The 17,654-nt window shown below is 62.3% G+C and carries 9 protein-coding genes; 5 read left to right on the top strand and 4 right to left on the bottom strand.

Translation table 11 applies throughout. The features are described 5' to 3' along the window. Positions 1–652: 652 nt before the first annotated feature. From CHB97_RS21960 to CHB97_RS21970, 3 genes are all read left to right on the top strand, one after another. Positions 653–2,110 (top strand): HAMP domain-containing sensor histidine kinase, encoded by a 1,458-nt coding sequence (locus CHB97_RS21960; RefSeq protein WP_089290163.1) that lies wholly within the window; start codon positions 653–655, stop codon positions 2,108–2,110. Continuing rightward, a complete protein-coding gene (locus CHB97_RS21965) occupies positions 2,103–2,810 on the top strand; it encodes a response regulator transcription factor (RefSeq protein WP_089290164.1) in 708 nt (235 codons plus the stop codon). The genes CHB97_RS21960 and CHB97_RS21965 overlap by 8 nt, the downstream gene beginning before the upstream one ends. Before the next feature lie 268 nt (positions 2,811–3,078). Then, positions 3,079–5,088 carry a methyl-accepting chemotaxis protein gene (locus tag CHB97_RS21970; protein ID WP_160106146.1) on the top strand — a complete coding sequence of 670 codons (2,010 nt, stop codon included), beginning with the start codon at positions 3,079–3,081 and terminating at the stop codon, positions 5,086–5,088. Positions 5,089–5,311: 223 nt separating this feature from the next. On the opposite strand, the gene CHB97_RS21975 is transcribed toward CHB97_RS21970, so the two are convergent. Together CHB97_RS21975 and CHB97_RS21980 are read right to left on the bottom strand one after the other, a co-directional pair. Continuing rightward, the gene (locus CHB97_RS21975) at positions 5,312–5,842 is read right to left on the bottom strand and encodes a nucleoside 2-deoxyribosyltransferase (protein WP_089290166.1); all 531 of its coding nucleotides are present in this window, start codon (positions 5,840–5,842) and stop codon (positions 5,312–5,314) included. Further along, positions 5,839–7,803 (bottom strand): bifunctional 2',3'-cyclic-nucleotide 2'-phosphodiesterase/3'-nucleotidase, encoded by a 1,965-nt coding sequence (locus CHB97_RS21980; protein WP_244559667.1) that lies wholly within the window; start codon positions 7,801–7,803, stop codon positions 5,839–5,841. Before CHB97_RS21980 ends, CHB97_RS21975 begins: the two co-directional genes overlap by 4 nt. A gap of 289 nt (positions 7,804–8,092) precedes the next feature. Here CHB97_RS21980 and CHB97_RS21985 point away from each other — a divergent pair, with 289 nt between their 5' ends. Together CHB97_RS21985 and CHB97_RS21990 are read left to right on the top strand one after the other, a co-directional pair. After that, complete coding sequence (locus CHB97_RS21985) at positions 8,093–11,338, top strand: TonB-dependent receptor (protein ID WP_089290167.1); 3,246 nt, start codon at positions 8,093–8,095, stop codon at positions 11,336–11,338. A gap of 130 nt (positions 11,339–11,468) precedes the next feature. Then, positions 11,469–11,822 (top strand): PilZ domain-containing protein, encoded by a 354-nt coding sequence (locus CHB97_RS21990; RefSeq protein WP_143271128.1) that lies wholly within the window; start codon positions 11,469–11,471, stop codon positions 11,820–11,822. A gap of 16 nt (positions 11,823–11,838) precedes the next feature. On the opposite strand, the gene CHB97_RS21995 is transcribed toward CHB97_RS21990, so the two are convergent. Together CHB97_RS21995 and CHB97_RS22000 are read right to left on the bottom strand one after the other, a co-directional pair. Continuing rightward, positions 11,839–15,336: a PAS domain-containing hybrid sensor histidine kinase/response regulator gene (locus tag CHB97_RS21995; protein WP_089290169.1), complete on the bottom strand. Its 3,498-nt coding sequence runs from the start codon at positions 15,334–15,336 to the stop codon at positions 11,839–11,841. 278 nt (positions 15,337–15,614) lie between these two features. Further along, complete coding sequence (locus tag CHB97_RS22000; protein WP_160106148.1) at positions 15,615–17,564, bottom strand: methyl-accepting chemotaxis protein; 1,950 nt, start codon at positions 17,562–17,564, stop codon at positions 15,615–15,617. Positions 17,565–17,654 lie beyond the last annotated feature (90 nt).

Genomic DNA, 17,654 nt, shown 5'->3' on the forward strand with positions numbered 1-17,654 from the left:
GCTCCCATTGTCCGTCGCTCAAAACTGATCGATCCAAGGCTATCCTCCATTTGGTAGTCTTGAATCAGAATTTCAGCGGCGGGGGAATCCCCAATGTTATGCCGAATGTCAACAGACCCTAGAGTCCGTCTGAAATTTTTTCCTTATTTTTCAAAATGTTAATGTTTTAATCCCGTCACCCATGCTGCGGCCGGGGTCCAGTTCGTGGAGCAAAGCGCCTGTGATTCTGGACCCCGGCCGCAGCATGGGTGACGGTGGAGAGAAGTATAAAATCGCGTAAGACGTTGAAAAAAGGGAAATTTCCGGACATACACCAATGGATATTGGAGAAAGGAAGCGTTAACGGCCGGGATAAAATTAAAAAATGATCAGTTTTGCGGTTAAAAATGGATTTTTCTCGCATTTCTTCTTATATGCCATTCAAATAGTTGTGTGTATTCTAAATATTCTGCGAATTGAAAAATAAGTAGAAATTTTTGTCTCATTTCTAAACTTATTAATAATTTTAACGCGTTAATCTAAGTCAATGGCATCGAAAATGGGATGTTTCGACGTTAAAATTTGAAAATTCTTTGATCTTGTCCTTTATAATAAAAAAATTAGTGATATACATAGACAATCTTCCACCAATGATATCATAGTCTTATATGCTATGAACGCCCTGCTGATCCTGCTGTTCATCATGACCATGCTGAACGCTGCCATATCGGTGGCGATCTGGGGGGCGTATCGACATTTGGCGGGGGTTCCCCTGATTGCAGGGGGGTTCATCTTGGGGGCCCTGGCGGCGATTGCCGGGATTTTCTACAACCCGGCAGCGGGCTTTCTAACAGGAATGACGGGTTATGTTCCGGCATTGCTGATCTCTGCCTCTGTGCCCCTGTGTGTGAATGGGGTGATGGTTTTTCTGGGCGCGCCCCCCCGTCGCTGGTTGGTGCCGTTCAGCATTATCTTCACGGCGATTTACTGGCCCGCGACTCTGTTGATCAATCCGGCAGATGGCGCGCTGCGCTCCATCTGCGCAGGCAGCCTGGGGCTCATCTGTTTTGGTTCGGCTCTGCCTGTTCTCTGGCGGTTGCGGGGGGATTGCGGCTGGTTGCGCTACACGCTGCTGCCGGCCATTATTATTCATCTGGGGATACAGTATGGCTGGTCGCTTTACCGTTTGGCGCTGCGTCTGGATGGGGTGATTGACCCGCGCATGTTCTTCCCCTGGACGGTGATCGAATCCGCCATTGCCCATCATCTCTGGTTCATCTGTTTTCTGGCCATGTTGGGCGCGCGGCTGCAGCACAGCCTGCGCCAGCGCAATGCCGAGCTGGCGCACGAGGTGGAGCATCGCCGCCATCTGGAACAGCAGCTGGCGGCTACGCTGGCGGCGGAGCGCCAGCTGCACGCCGAGCATCGCCAGCTGCTGCACATTGTTGCCCATGAGATACGCACCCCCCTGGCCGGGATCGACCGCGCGACGGAGATGCTGCAGCTGACCTGCCAGGAACTGCCCCCCACCGGCCAGCGCCGGCTGACGGATATCCGCGATGGGGTGCGCCGGGTGGGAGGCTTGGTTGAACGGGTGATGGATGAGGAGCGGGCGGGGCATGTCCGCCCCCGGCCAGAGATGCTGGACGTGTCGGCCCTGCTGGGCACTGTGCTGGAAGGGCTGGCCCATATGGGGGCGGCCACGCGGGTGCAGCTGACCGCCACTTCGGCCAGCTTGCCCCTGATGGTCGATCCGGCCCTGCTCAGCGCCGTCCTGCGCAATCTGTTGGAAAATGCCCTGAAATATTCCCCTTCTGACAGTCCTGTGCTGGTCACCCTGGCCCGCGACGGCAATGGCCTGCTGTTGACCATCGCAGATCGCGGCATTGGCATTCCGCCGCTGGAACGCGCTTCCATCGGCCAGCGCTTCTATCGTGCCTCCAACACCAACCGCCAGGCCGGGACCGGGTTGGGGCTCTTCATCGTTCGCCGCTTTCTGACCGAGATGGGGGGCGACATGCGCCACGATTCCGGCCCGGATAATTGCGGCACCCTGGTCACCCTGCGCCTGCCGCCGCACCCGCCAGTGTGGACGGCCCCCCAACCGGAACGGGAGCTTGCCCATGCCTGAGATCCTGGTGGTCGAAGATGCCGACGGTCCGCGCAACGACCTGATCGATTATCTCTGCCTGAAACAATATGGCGCCAGCGGGGCCGCCGATGGGGCAGAGGCCCGCGCCCTGCTGGCGCAGCAGCGTTTTGATCTGGTCATCCTGGATATCGGGCTGCCGGATTGCCATGGCTTTGATTTGGCGCGGGAAATCCGTGACCGGTACGGGCTTTCCTGCGGCATCATCATGCTGACCGGCATGGGGGGCGTGGATGACAAGGTTGCGGGGCTGGCCAGCGGTGCCGATATCTACCTTGTCAAACATGCCAGCCTGCGGGAGGTGGAGGCCAACGTGCGCAGCCTGCTGCGCCGCCTGTCAGAGACGGTGACGGTTGCTCCTAAGCCCGCCCATGCCCGCCCCGTCACGGATTGGCGGCTGGAGGATACCAGCTGGTGCCTGACCAGCCCCCACGGCGCCCAGGTACAACTGACGGCAACGGAATTTGCCTGCATTGCCAAGTTGATGAAGGCGCGCGGCAGCGCCATTCCCCGGCAGGATCTGATCGCTGCTCTGGATCGTCCTTCCATGCGCTATAATGAACGCAATCTTGACGGGTTGATCAGTCGTCTGCGCCGAAAGGTCGCGCAATTCTGTGGGATGGAACTGCCGATCAGCGTTGTCTATGGGGTGGGATATGTATTCCGGCCTATTGCGGCCTGATGATATTGATCATATGCAAATTTATATTAATTAAATCTGCTCTATTATTTTGCATTTTGATAATTTATTCCAGACATTATTTTTAATCGAAAAATTCGTATTTTCATAAACAGGTTAAAATAGCCTTAAGTACACCCTAACCTTCTGGTCAGTATACCCCGATATGCAATGGTTTAGTTTTATATCCATGCAAGGGTTGTGCTGGCGCTCTGTGTCCGCTAAGTGTGGCGTAGAGGTCCCAGTGTGGCAAATGGGGCGGGGGAATTTCATGAAACTTGATCGTTTTAAGGTGTCGCAGCGCATTGTCGGTGGGCAGGCGCTGCTTATGATCATTCTACTGGCCATGGTCGGGCTATCCATCTGGTCCTTGTCCGGTATCAGCAGCAATTTTACCGAATATCGGCGGATCGCCCGTAATTCAAACCTGCTGGGGGCGGTGGATGCCAAAGCGGATGATGTACGCGCTTCGGTGAAGGACTTCCTGCTGGGGGGAGAGGAACAGCACAGCACCCGCGTGGCCACATTGCTGCGTGAACTGGAACAATTGCTCGCTCAGGCCGAGCAAGCGGTGATCAACCCGGAGCGTCGCAAGATGCTGGGGGAAGCCAAGGGGATTCTTGCTGATTATGAATCCCTCTTCACGCAGGTCACCAAGCTGGACCAGGAGATGGACCGCCTGACGGTGGATGTTCTGGACAAGATCGGTCCGGAAACCCGGCTGAAACTGGACGCCTTGATTGACGTGGCTGCCGCCGAGAATGACACGCGTACCGGCAGCCGTTCGGCCCAGCTGATGCAGGATTATCTGCTGGTGCGGCTGGATATGCAGCGCCTGCTGAACCGACGTGATGACAAGACCGCCGCCACCCTGGATGAACGGCTGGCAACCCTGGTGGCAGCCGAGAAAAGCTTTGGCGAACTGGCCCAGATCCCGGCGCGCCGCGCCGTGGTGACCGACATTGTCACGGGCATTAACGCCTATATGGCTGGGGTTAAGCAGAGTAAGGAATTGCTGCTGTCGCAGACCCGGCTGACGCAGGATCGGCTGGTGCCGACCGGTGACCGTTTCACCGAAGTGACCGGGCGGCTGCGCAGCTCGCAGACGGCGGCCCAGGATCAGTTGGGGCCGCAGGTCGTGGCCGGGATTGACAATTCCCGCACCACCAGCATTGCGCTGGGCATTGTGGCGGTACTGCTGGGGGCTGCCGTCTCCTGGATTATTGCCCGTTCCATTACCGGCCCGGTGGCGGCCCTGACCGGCACCATGGGCCGGCTGGCCAATGCCGACCTGACGGTCGATGTGCCCTTCACCCATCATCGTGACGAGATGGGGGACATGGCCCGCGCTGTGGAGGTCTTCAAGACCAATGGTCTGGAACGCCGCCGCCTGGAGGCGGAACAGACCGCCCAGCGGGAAGCGCGGGAGAAGCGCGCCCAGCGGCTGGAGGCACTGATGCGGGGCTTTGACAGCCAGGTTCAGTCCCTGGTCGGGCAGCTGGGGGCCGCCAGCACGCAGATGCGCGCCTCTGCCCAATCCATGTCGGCCTTGTCGGAGCAGACCAGCAACCAGTCCGTCACCGTTGCCGGCGCGGCGGAGCAGGCATCCGCCAATGTGCAGGCGGTGGCATCGGCGACGGAGGAACTTTCCGCCTCGCTGGAGGAAATCACCCGGCGTGTGGCCGAAAGCGCCCTGGTGACCCGCGAAGCCTATGAGAAGGCCGAACATACCAACGAAACCGTTGCCACCCTGTCGGAAGCGGCGGGCCGGATCGGCACCGTGGTGCAGCTGATCCAGGATATTGCCGGCCAGACCAACCTGCTGGCCCTGAATGCCACCATCGAGGCGGCGCGGGCAGGGGAGGCCGGCAAGGGCTTTGCCGTGGTGGCCAGTGAGGTGAAAAGCCTGGCCAACCAGACCGCCAAGGCAACGGAGGAGATCAGCGGCCAGGTGCAGCAGGTGCAGGATGCCACGCAGCAGGCCGTGGCGGCCATCCAGTCCATCACCGGCACCATTGCCAAGGTGAATGAAATCTCCGCCGCCATCGCCGCCGCGATTGAGGAACAGGGGGCAGCCACGCAGGAAATCGCCCGCAATGTGCAGCAGGCGGCCATCGGCACCCATGACGTGTCGTCCACCATCGTCTGCGTCCGCTCCGCGGCGGGGGAGACGGGGACGGCGGCCATCCAGGTGCTGGGCGTGGCATCCAATGTTCAGCAGCAATCCGACCAGCTGACGGATGTGGTCAGCACCTTCCTGGCGGATGTGAAAGCCGCGTAATATACCCAAGTGCCGAATTTATTCGGCACTTGGGTATATTAGAACCGGGTGCGTTTCCGTTTAAACGCGCCCGGTTCTAATGAATCGGCTTGTTGTGTGGCATTCACAAAGACATACGGAAGGGGCCGATCATTCTATGTCGCTCTGCCAAAAGGGTAACCTTCCATTTATTCTGTCGTGTTCCAGGGGGCGGTGGACCTAGGCATAGGGTGATACTCTCCCCTTAAAGTCCCCGATTGAACCAGTTGGCTGCCGCCTCTGCCGCCCGTTCGAAGCTGCCGGCCACCGGGCCGGTGGCCGGGTCGACCAGCATCAGGTTCACCGGCAGGCCGAATTCCTCCACCTCCATCTGGTCGGCATCGCGCCAGACACGGCCATCATGGGCCAGATATTGCCGTGCCTGGGTGCGTTGCAGCAGCGGGCGGATATCGCCCGCCCAGGGGAAGACCGGCTTTCCCAAAGCCGTGGCATAGCCCATTTCATAGGCCGTACCATCATCCACCGAGGGCCCGCGGAAGGGGCTGCAATTGGCGATCACGCCATCGGCCCCCCGGATCAGGTCCAGATTGGCCTGCCGGATGCGGGCGGCGAAGGCGGTGCCGGGCTCACCGGCGGCGGGTGCCAGGGCGGCATCGATGGGGAAGACCCCTTCCAGCCCCAGCTCGGCGCAGATCGCCTTCATGGCCGCCGCAGCGGCCATGGGGTCGGGCAGGAAGACGTCTGGCCCCGCCAGATAGAGGCGCGGCCGGCTCATTTCGCCCCACCCTTGGCTGACAGGTCAAACTTGAACCGGGCGAAGCCATCTTCCGCCGGCCCGATATAGGAAAGCCGCGGCTGTTCTGCCAGCAGGCCTTGCGCCTGCGGGTTTGTATCATAGGTGATGGTGACATTGGCCGGCAGCGGCACATAACTGAACGTATTGTCGGTGGTGGGGTCGATCACGCCCTTGGTCCGCACATAGTCAACAATGGCCTGCTGCACCGTATCCGGCGACTGATAGACCATGCTGCTGCCATCCAGATGCGGGAAGGTGCCGCCGCCATTGGCGCGATAGGTATTGGTGGCAACGATGAACAGCTGGTCATCCGTCACCGGCTTGCCCTGATAGGTCAGATTGACGATGCGGTGGGCATCCGGATTGATCAGCTTGCCATCCCGGTCAAACCGTTCCGGCTGGGTCAGATCGATGGCATAGGTGACGCCGTCCAGAATGTCGAAATTATAGGCCGGCACCCGGGTGTTCACCAGCGGCTGCGGGTCGCTGGATTTCGGGTTGATGACGGAGAGGGCACGCGATGACGCTTCCAGCCAGTCGCGCACCTGGGCGCCCGTCAGCTTCACCGCCGCCAGCTGGTTGGGATAGACATAGAGGTCGGCGACGTTGCGGATGGCAACCTCGCCAGCCGGGATGTCGGTATAGAAATGCACGCCGGGCCGCCCGCCGGACTTGAAGGGCGCGACCGCCGACAGGATTGGCAGCTTGGCATAATCGGTGCTGGCCAGTTCCCGCGCGATATAGGCGCGCTGGGCCTTGGCCACCAGATCCACCCCGGCGCTGTCGCCCAGATAGGAGAAATAGGAATGGATGCGGGCCGTGGTGCGGCCCACCGGGCTGCGCACATAGGCCAGCGTGCCGTCATGCGCCGGGGTCAGCAGGGTGGCTACCTCGGCATCCGGTTCGCTGCTGATGGTCTTGCCATCCTGGCGCTGCTGGATGGGGCGGGCGCTGCCGCTGCCATCCACCACCTTCCATTCCTTGCCCTGCTTTTCCAGCGTCAGCTTGATCACACCCAGATGGCTGCCATAGCTGCCAGCCATCACCAGCGGCTTGCCATTCACGGTGCCGCGCTTCAGGTCCGCCCCCGGCAAACCGTCATAATCCTTGGACGGGAAGACGCGGTGGCTGTGACCGGTGATGACGGCATCCACGCCCGGCAGTTCGGTCAGATAGTTGGAGGCGTTTTCTTCCCCGCCTTGGCGCGGGGTGAAGGACATGCCGGCATGGGACATGACGATCACCACGTCCGCCCCCTTGGCCTTCATCTCCGGCACATAGATTTTCGCCATATCCACGATGTCGCGGGTGGTGACACGGCCTTCCAGCTTGTCCTTGTCCCAGATCATGATCTGTGGTGTCAGCAGGCCCAGCAGGCCGACCTTGATGGTCTGGCTCTTGCCTTCCGCATCCACCAGCTTGCGTTCCTGGATGACATAGGCGGGGTACAGCGTCTTGTCGTTGGGCGGGTCGCTGTCAACATCCACCTTGAACACATTGCCGGCCAGCACCGGGAACCTGGCACCCGCATAGGTGGCGCCCAGCAGGTCCAGCCCGTAATTGAATTCATGGTTGCCCAGTACCGCGGCGTCATAGCCCAGCAGGTTCATCACCGCCATGGCCGGATGAACCTTGTCCTTGGTGACGCCGCGCTGGCGCGCCACCCAGTCGCCCATCGGCGTACCCTGGATCAGATCGCCATTATCCAGCAGCAGCGTATTGGGGTTCTCCGCCCGCGCCGCCCGGATCAGCTGAGTCGTCCGCACCAAGCCTACGGCGGGGTCCGGTTTATCCGCATAATAATCGTAATCCTTCAGATACATATGCAGATCGGTGGTGGCCAGAACCTGCAGCTCCACCTTGCCATTGGCCCAGGCGGTGCCACCAAGGCTGAGGAAGGTGATGCTGGTGAGAGCAGCAATACGGAAGGTCCGAATCACGGGGATTGCTCCATGCTGGGCGCTTGCTGCGCCTCGGGTTGGGTGCGCTGCAACAGGAAGGACAATATCGAACACATAGATGCAAGCCAAATTGGCAATTATTGCCCGCTGTGCGCTGCGGTACTGTGGCGCGAATGATACGCTGGCCGAGATATAGCCCGCGCGACCGCCGCACGGCGAGTTTCCAGCTGCGTTGTCATCGAACTGTAATATATGCGTTACTTAATCGTCATCTGCATCTGGTCTTGTCCGCGCCATCCATATGGCTCGGTAATTGGGGGCATTGTAAATGAGCAATCCAAACAAAAAGGCGGCCGCCGTGCTGCGTCGTCACCTGGGTTCCCTGAAGCTTGGCGCCGGCGTGGCCGCCATTGCCGTTGCTTCTGCCTGGGTTGTGCCGGCTTTCGCACAGCAGACCACCTCGTCGATGACGGGCAGCATCACCACCTCGTCCGGTGCGCCGGCCGTTGGCGCCCAGGTTGAAATCGTCCATACCCCGTCGGGCACCCGTTCCGTTACGACCGTCAACAGTGAAGGCCGCTTCCAGGCCTCCGGTCTGCGCGTCGGCGGCCCCTACACCGTGACCGTCAGCAGCGCCAACGCCCAGCCGCAGGTGGTTGACGGCGTGTTCGTGTCGCTGGGTGAGCCCTATGCCCTGGACCTGACGCTGGGTGAGAGCGTTGGCGAGATTGTTGCCACCGGGCAGCGTTCCGCCCCCACCACGGTTGGCATCGGCACCCGCTTCAGCGAGCGGCAGATTGAGAATGCCCCGACGATCAACCGCGATCTGAAGGACATCGTCCGCAACGACCCCAAGGTCTTTGTTGACGTCACCAATTCCAATGCCATCCAGATCGCCGGCTCCAACAACCGCTTCAACAGCCTGACGGTTGACGGCGTGAAGCAGAACGACGATTTCGGCCTGAATGGTGGTGGCTATCCGACCCAGCGCGCGCCGCTTTCCGTTGAAGCCATTGGCGGCCTGTCGGTTCTGACCGCCCCTTACGACGTTGAATATTCCGGCTTCCAGGGCGGTACCATCAACATCGTCACCAAGTCGGGCGAAAACACGCCGCACGGCTCCTTCTATTATTATTATGGCGATGAGAACCTGTCCGGCGACCGCAGCGGCGGCCGCCGTAACCTGATCAGCCCCTACAAGGAACGCACCTGGGGTGGTTCGCTGGGCGGCGCGCTGATCCAGGACAAGGTGTTCTTCTACGTCAATTATGAGAAGTATCGTAACCAAGCCCCGGTGATTTACGGTACGTCTGACAGCGGCCTCGGCAACCCGGTTTCCGGCATCACCACCGCGCAGGTGGAGCAGATCCGCCAGATCGCTAAGGATGTCTACGGCTACGACACGCTGGGTCTGGCGGACGGCACCCTGCCGGAAGCGGATGAGAAGATCCTCACCAAGCTGGACTGGAATATCAACGACGACCATCGTGCCTCCTTTGCCTATCAGCGCAATGAGGGCAACAACATCATCGACGCGACCTCCAGCACCAGCGCCACGCCGCGCACGCTGTCGCTGCAGTCGAATTTCTACAACCGCACCCAGATCATGAACAGCTACTCGTTCCAGCTGTTCTCCGACTGGACGTCCGATTTCTCCACCGAAGTCAAGGTGGCCCGCAAGGATGTGGAATCGCTGCGCGACCCGCTGAACGGCCTGGGTTTTGGCGAATTCCGCATCAACACCACGCCGGGCACCAGCGGTACCCAGGCCGTGTTCGGGCCGGACCTGTCCTCGCACAGCAACTATCTGACCACCACGACCGACAGCGCCAAGCTGAAGGGTACCTATCTGCTGGGCGATCACAAGATCGTCGGCGGCTACGAATACGACAAGTACGATTACTTCAACCTGTTCCTGCAGCGCTCCCTGGGCCAGTGGGAATTTGCCTCCATCGCTGATTTCCAGGCCCGCAAGGCCAGCCGCTTCCGCTACGCCAATGCGGTGTCGGGCAACGCCAATGATGCCGCGGCGAGCTGGAAATATACCCAGCACTCCTTCTACCTGCAGGATACTTGGGACATCTCCCCGGACTTCCAGCTGCAGGGCGGTCTGCGCTACGAGCTGTACAAGAGTGACGACAAGCCCGTTGCCAATGCCAATTTCGCTTCCCGTTACGGCTTCTCCAACACCGAGACGCTGGACGGCAAGGATCTGTGGCTGCCGCGCCTGGGCTTCACCTATGAGGCGACGGACAGCACCAAGTTCCGTGGTGGTGCCGGCCTGTTCTCCGGTGTCGGCCCCGCCGTCTGGCTGTCCAACAATTACAGCAATGACGGCGTAACCCAGCGCAGCCTGGACACCAATGGCGATGCGGTCACCGCGGCTATTCCGGGTCTGCTGAACGGTGTGACCGGTCAGGTGCCGACGGCGGCGGTGGCTCGCCTGTCGGCACTGGGTGAAGGCTTTGTCAATGCGCTTGACCCGAACTTCGAGATGCCGTCCTCCTGGAAGTTCAGCATGGCGGTCGACCAGAAGCTGGATATTCCGGGCCTGGGCGATAACTGGCTGATCACGGCTGAGGCGATCTATACCCGCGTCAAGGACGCGACCTTCTACAAGGATCTGCGCCTGGTCCAGACCGGCACCGCGCCGGATGGCCGCCCGATCTACAGCCAGAAGGCGCAGACCACGGTTAATTCTGCCGGTGCCACGGTTGCCCGTCCGGCCGGTTCCGATCTGGTGTTGACCAATACCGACAAGGGTAAGGGTCTGGTGCTGTCGCTGTTCGCTTCCAATAATTGGGAGACGGATTACGGCAATATCGATTTCGGTGTGGGCTATGCCTATCAGGATGTGGATGATGCCAGCCAGGGCACCAGCTCTGTCGCCAGCTCCAACTACGGGAATTTTGTAACCACCGATCCGAACTCTGATCTGCTGGGCGTTTCCTCGTACGAGCAGAAGCACCGCTTCACGTCCAACGCGACCTACAGCATCGAATATTTCGATGGCTATAAGTCGTCGATCAGCCTGTTCGGTCAGGCCTTCTCCGGCAAGCCCTACACCTACAGCTTCTCCTGCTCCTCCACGGCCAATCCGTTCGGCGATCCGGCCTGCCGTGGCAACACGTCGCGTCAGGCCCTGTATGTGCCGACCGGTGCCACTGATCCGCTGGTGAACTGGAACGCTGCCGGTTCCATCAAGCCGGCTGATATGGATGCCTATATCAGCCGCAACGGGCTGGACAAGTATCGTGGTGGCATCGTGCCGCGCGGTGCGTTTGAAAGCTCCTGGACCTATCAGGTCGATGCCAAGCTGGCCCAGGAAATCCCGAGCCCGATCGAAGGCCACAAGGCTGAGTTCACGCTGGACATCATCAACCTGACCAACCTGATCAACAAGAATTGGGGCCGTCAGCAGAGCGTGCCGTTCTTCCAGTCCATCGCCGGCCCGCAGGCCACGATTCAGAACGGCCAGTATGTCTTCACCTCCACCGGCCGCGATGTGACGGAACAGATCAACAACCGCGCTTCCGTCTGGAAGATCCAGGTTGGTGTGCGTTACCAGTTCTGATCCTAATCCGTTCAGAACAAGGGGAAGGGGCGGTCCGGCAACGGACCGCCCTTTTTCTTTATTTATGCAGAATATTTGGGTTCGGAATTTTCTACCAAGCCGGCCAAAATTGCGTCAAAATAATCACATCATGCGTATGCCAGAGAGCCCTTGTGAGCGGCGGCTGCACCCCCGCACCGTGACGCTGCCCATGTTCCTGATGGTCGCCGGTTACCCGGCGCGCCTGCTGGATTGGTCATTCGGGGGCCTGCGGGTCCGGTTGGAGCTGCCCGCGTCCGGCTTGGCCGTGGGCATGGCCGTGGATATCACCGTGCTGCGGGCCGATTGTGGCAGCTGGTCACATCTGCCGGCAACGATCCGCCACCTGGGTGACTGCAAGGATGGCTCGATCGGGCTGGAATTGCTGGATCGCCCCCATGCCTTTCCCATCTTGCTGGAACTGCTGAATGACAGCGTTGATCCACTGCCGTCAGCGTCTTTCTGATCCCGGCAATTGACGATCAGGCGGCTGGTCGCCGCCGTTCGGCTGTCATCTGGGTCAGCAGGGCGCGCAAGGCACCAGGCCGCACGGGCTTGTAGATGATACGCGCACCTACCGCCGTCACCGCTTCCCGCACGGCGTCGCTGCGGTCGGCGGTGACCACGGCGGCTGGCAGGGTCTCGCCAAAGCGGGCGCGCACCAGCGCCAAGGCGTCCAGCCCGCTGGCGCCGTGATCCAGATGGAAATCGGTCAGCAGCACATCCGGTTTGGCATCGCCCAGGGCGGCCAGGGCGGCCTCCCCCGTCTTGCCCCAGACCACCTGGCAATCCCAGCCGGTCAGCAGGGCGCGGGTGGCCTCCGCGATGGCGGGCTCATTTTCCACACACAGCACCAGCGTGCCCTGCAACCCCGTCACCTGCACGGCACTGGTGGGGCGGCTTGGCGCCGCCGGGGTGGTCGCCAGCGGCACCTCCACGAAAAAACAGCTGCCTTTGCCAACGGTGGAGCGCAGGCCTATCCGGTGGCCCAGGATGGCGGCAAAGCGCTCCACAATGGAAAGCCCCAGGCCCAGCCCCTTGTCCCGGTCGCCAGGGCCGGTGTCCAGCTGGCGGAATTCCTGGAAAATCTCCCGCTGGCGTTCGGGGGGAATGCCGGGGCCGGTGTCCCACACCTCAATCCGCAGATGGTCGCCCACCCGCCGGCAGCCCAGCAGGATGCGGCCCTTGGGCGTATAGCGCAGCGCATTGGCCAGGAAATTCTGCAGGATGCGGCGCAGCAGCACCGCGTCGGTATCCACGCTGGCAAGGCAGGGCACGCGGCGCAGGCGCAGCCCATGCCGGTCGGCCACCACGCCCAGCTCCTCCGCCAGCGGGCGCAGGATATCGTCCACCATCACGGCGGTGCGGTTGGGCTTCACCACCCCGGTATCCAGTTTGGTGACATCCAGCAGATCGCCCAGCAGCTGTTCCACCGACCGCAGGGCGGCATCCGCCTGGGTCACCAGCGGGTCTTGCCCGCGCTCCAGCGCGGCGGAGATGAACAGGCGGGCGGCGTGCAGTGGCTGCAACAGATCGTGGCTGACGGCGGCCAGCAGGCGGGTCTTCGCCTGGTTGGCGCGGTCGGCCTCCTGTTTGGCGGCGGCCAGGTCGGTGGTGCGTTCGGCGATGCCGCGCTCCAGCCCCTCATTGGCCGCCCTTAACGCCTCTGCCGCGCGGTGCTTGTCGGTGATGTCATTATAGACGGCGACGAACCCGCCGTCGGGCATGGGGTTGGAACTGATTTCCAGCACCGTGCCATCGGGCCGTGTGCGGTGGAACACGTCATCCTGGTCGCGGCGTTTCGGGTCCAGCCGGCGCATGAACAGGCTTTCCACCTCACCCTCGCGCCCGAATTCCCCCCGGCTTTGCAGATAGGCCACCAGCTGGCCCAGCGGCGTGCCGACAGTGATCAACCCCTCCGGCACATCCAGCAGCTCCAGGAACCGGTAATTCCACAGCAGCAGGCGGAAATCCTTGTCCACCGCGCAGATGCCCTTGCCGACATTCTCCAGGGTGGAGCGCAGCAGCATATGCTGGTCCAGAATGGCGCGTGATGCCTCGTCGATGATCGACCGCGCATCGGAGCGGGAGAGCCGCCGGTCAGACAGCAGGCTGGCCACAACCACACGGGCCGAGGCGCTGCCAATGGCGCCGGCCAGCAGCCATTCGGTGGCCTGGATCGCCTCTTCATCGATGCGGGCTTCCAGCGCTACCTTGAACTGGTCCGACCGCGGGTTGGACAGCTGCGTCAGGTCGAGAAAGACGGCATCCGCCCGTTTGGCGCCGACATAACGGGCGGCCAGCTCATGCAAATCGGCCAGGATGGCGCCGCGCGGCGCCTGCCGCCCGTCCCGCGCGTCGGAGCGCTGGGACACAAAGCGCCGCGCCTGCTGTTTTTCCAGGTCGGACTGTCGGGTGAAGAAGGAGACCAGCACCAGCGCCAGCAGATTCAGCCCCAGGCTGACCAGCGCGCCATGGGCCAGCGTGTCCAGATCATGGATGCCGCCCAGCCCGGCGGGCGTCAGCCAGGAGATGCCGAACAGTCCCTCATCCATCATCGAACCAGGGATCAGCCCAGCCACCACAAAACTGGGTACCAGCACCGTATAGGCCCAGGTGATGAAGCCCGCCCCCAGCCCGGCAATGGCGCCGGCCTTGGTGACGCGCCGGAAGAACAGGCCCAGCAGCAGGGGCGGGGCGAACTGCGCCACCCCCGCAAAGGAAACCGTGCCGATGGTGGCCAGCGGAAAGGTGGTGCCGATGAACAGGTAATAGAAATAGGCCATGGTCAGCAGGGCCAGCACGGTCAACCGCCGCACGGTCAGCAGCATGGGCTTGGGATCATCCTGCCAGCGCTTCATGGCCGGGCGATAGGCCATCAGCACCGGCACGATGATATCGTTGCAGACCATGGTGGAAAGCGCCACCGCCCCGACAATGATCATGCTGGTGGCGGCCGACAGGCCGCCGATGAAGGCCAGCAGCGCCATGCCGGGATGCCCCAGTTCCAGCGGAATGGTCACCAGGAACGTGTCGGCATTGACGCTGCCATCGGGGTACATCAGCAACCCCGCCAGTGCTACCGGCATGACGAACAGGTTGATCCCCACCAGATAGGCTGGGAACAGCCAGGAGGCCGTACGTATATCCCCGACATGGGTGTTTTCCACCACTGCCACATGAAACTGACGCGGCAGGCAGATGATGGCGAGTGCGGCCAGCAGCGTCATGGTCCACCAGCCGCCATCCAGATGCGGGGTCAGAATCTCACGCAGTTCCGGTCGTTCCATCGCCTGATCGAAAATCTCCCACGGGCCGCCGGCCACGGCGAAAACGATCCCGCCGCCCACCACCAGGGCCGCCAGCAGCTTCACCAGACTTTCCGCGGCAATGGCGGTCATCAGCCCGCGATGATGTTCATTGGCGTGGATGTTGCGCACCCCGAACAGGATGGCGAACAGGGCCATGGTACAGGTGATGATGAAGGTGTTCTGGCCCGGCTTGTCCAGCAGGGGGCCGCCGAACATATTGCCGGAAATCGCCTCCAGGCTGATGGTGATGGCCTTCAGCTGCAAGGCGAAATAGGGCAGCACCGTCAGCACGGCGATGAAGGTGACAAAGGCCGCCAGCACCCGGCTTTTGCCATAACGGGCGGAGATGAAGTCGGAGATGGAGACAGTGTTTTCCGCCTTCGCCACCCGCACCATCTTGGCCAGGATGGGCCAGCCCAGCCCGATCATCAGGATGGGGCCGACATAGATGGACAGGAAATCAAACCCGCCATTGGCCGCCCGACCCACGGCCCCGTAAAAGGTCCAGGAGGTGCAATAGACGGCCAGCGACAGGGCATAGAGCAGGGGGGCACGCCCCCCCTGTGCCGCACCCGAATGCTTGTCCGCCAACCGGTCGCCCTGCCAGGCGATGCCGAACAGGGCGGCCAGATAGACCAGCGACAGGGTAAGGACCAGCCAGCTTTGCATCTTGTTCCGGGGCGGGGGTGGCGTAGAAGGGTAACTTACACCGCCCCGCCCCGGTAACGCAGATGGATTTTACGGTGCGCCGGGGGCTGTGCTTTATACCCGTGGCACGAAATCATGACCGATGGTCAAGCTCTCGTGCCCCTCCATCGCCGGCGCCAGCATCCGCTGGCTTGGCTACGCCGCTACCAAGCGGCCCGGCGGCGGTTGCAGCATTACCAACGGTCATGAATGATGATCGTTGGTTTCATACTAAGGGGCATGGGACATGCCCCTTAGTATTACGCCGCCCGGATGGCCGCGAAGAAGCGGGTGATCTCATCCTGCAACATTGTGGCGTTGCGGGCGAGGTTGGAGGAGGCGAGAGAGACCTGACGGGACATCTCGCCCGCTTCCTCTGCCGCCCCCGTCACCTGCCCCATGGCATCATCCACCTGCACTACGCTGCCCGCCGCGTCCGACACGCTGCCGGCAATTTCAGAGGTGGCGGCGGATTGCTGTTCCACCGCATGGGCGATCTCTTCGGCGATCTGGTTCTGGCCGGCGATGGCGGCGCTGACCTGCCGGATGGCGGCAACCGACTGTTCCGCCACCTTCTGGATTTCGCCGACCAGCCCGGTGATGTCGTCGGTGGCGCGGGCCGTCTGGGTGGCCAGGGCCTTCACTTCCCCTGCCACCACGGCAAAGCCCTTGCCGGCCTCCCCGGCGCGGGCGGCTTCAATCGTGGCGTTGAGTGCCAGCAGATTGGTCTGGGCGGCAATGTTGGAGATCAGGCCCACCACTTCGCCGATGCGCTGGGCGGCACTGGCCAGACTGGCCAGCGTATGGTCGGCCTGTTCGGCCTGTTCCATGGTCTGGCCGGCGGACTGGCTGGACCGGCTGGCCTGGCGCTGGATTTCGCCGATGGAACCGGACAATTCCTCCGCGGCGGCAGCCACGGCCTGGATCTTGTCGCTGGCGGCGTTGGTGGCCCCGGTGGCCGCCTGCGACTGGCGCAGCGTCTCCCCGGAAATGCCGGACATCTGCGCTGCTGTGGCTTCCAGCTCGGTGGAGGCCGACGACATCTCCCGGATGGCCAGGGAGGCGGTGACGTCGAAATCGGCGATCAGCCGTTCCAGTTCGGCCGTATGGCGGTCGCGGGCGGCGCGCTGGTCGGCCTCCACCGCGCGCAGGCGGGCGGCCTCCTGGCCGGCCTGTTTCAGCACGGCAACCGACCGGGCCATGGCGCCCAGTTCATCCTGGCGGGTGGCATGGGGCACATCGGCGCTGTAATCCTCCCGCGCGAACAGGCCGATGGCGTGGCCCAGTTCGGCCAGCGGGTGCAGGATCTGACGCGTCACGATCAGGATGGCCAGCCCCACCATGCAGAGCCCGACCAGCACCACCAGACTGGCGCCCGTCAGGCCCCAGCCGCGGGCGCTGCGCAGGGCCGTTGCCTTGGCGCTAGTGGCCTGTTCTAGTTTCTGACGGGCCTGGATTACCGTGTCAATGGCGGCGCTGGCGGATTTGAACCAACCCTGGCTGTCCACCGGATAGGCGGCACCCGACGCAGCAGCGGCCAGTACCTGCTTCAACTCTGTATCAATGCGGGCGGTCGCCTGGGCGGCTACGCTGACGGCATCGCGGAAAGCCGGGTCCAGCCGGCTGGCCCGTGCTTCGGCCCCGGCCAGACTGATGGTGATGGCCCCGCTGGCATGGCCGATGGCCCCCAGCTGGGCCGGGGTTGGGGGCTTGCCAGTGGTAATGATGCCAGCCACCATGCCGCGCTGCCGGCCCAGATGTTCGGCCACCACCGCCAGATCGGTGGTCACGGCCAGACCTTCGGCCAAAGCGGCCTCGTCCGACAGGGCAATGCCGGCAATATCCTGCCGGGCCTGGGCCAGCAGATTTTCGATGACACCGGTGGCCGTGGCGAACCAGGGGCCGGGTTCCCGCGCGCCGGTTCCATCCATGGCTGCGGTCGCCTTGGTCCTGGCGCTGTCCAGGCTGGAAAGGGCGGACTGCAGCGGCCCGGCTTTCTGCCCGGCCTGTTGCATGGCGGCCCGGACATTGACCAGGGCGGCATCCACCGCCTGGCGCGCCTTGTCCACCGCCGCGCGCTGTTCGGCGCTGGTGGCAGCGCCCGCGATGGCCGCATTCGTGCTGCCCCGTTCCACTGCAAGTTTTCCGGCGGCATCCAGCATGATGGCGGCCTGCCGGTTACTATCCGATGCTTGTTCAGCCGTACTCATTCCCTGCCAGGCGAAGAAACCCTGAACAAGAGATTGCGTCAGCGAAAGCAGGGCCAGAACAGTGACAATTCCAACAACTTTTATTTTAAT

Source organism: Azospirillum sp. RU38E (assembly GCF_900188385.1).
In the GTDB taxonomy this organism is placed as follows: Bacteria; Pseudomonadota; Alphaproteobacteria; order Azospirillales; family Azospirillaceae; genus Niveispirillum.

Coding starts and splice junctions, on each gene's coding strand:
- CHB97_RS21970 (WP_160106146.1), top strand. CDS start 3,079: ATGAAACTTGATCGTTTTAAGGTGTCGCAGCGCATTGTCGGTGGGCAG.
- CHB97_RS21960 (WP_089290163.1), top strand. CDS start 653: ATGAACGCCCTGCTGATCCTGCTGTTCATCATGACCATGCTGAACGCT.
- CHB97_RS21990 (WP_143271128.1), top strand. CDS start 11,469: ATGCGTATGCCAGAGAGCCCTTGTGAGCGGCGGCTGCACCCCCGCACC.
- CHB97_RS22000 (WP_160106148.1), bottom strand. CDS start 17,564: ATGAGTACGGCTGAACAAGCATCGGATAGTAACCGGCAGGCCGCCATC.
- CHB97_RS21965 (WP_089290164.1), top strand. CDS start 2,103: ATGCCTGAGATCCTGGTGGTCGAAGATGCCGACGGTCCGCGCAACGAC.
- CHB97_RS21995 (WP_089290169.1), bottom strand. CDS start 15,336: ATGCAAAGCTGGCTGGTCCTTACCCTGTCGCTGGTCTATCTGGCCGCC.
- CHB97_RS21985 (WP_089290167.1), top strand. CDS start 8,093: ATGAGCAATCCAAACAAAAAGGCGGCCGCCGTGCTGCGTCGTCACCTG.
- CHB97_RS21975 (WP_089290166.1), bottom strand. CDS start 5,842: ATGAGCCGGCCGCGCCTCTATCTGGCGGGGCCAGACGTCTTCCTGCCC.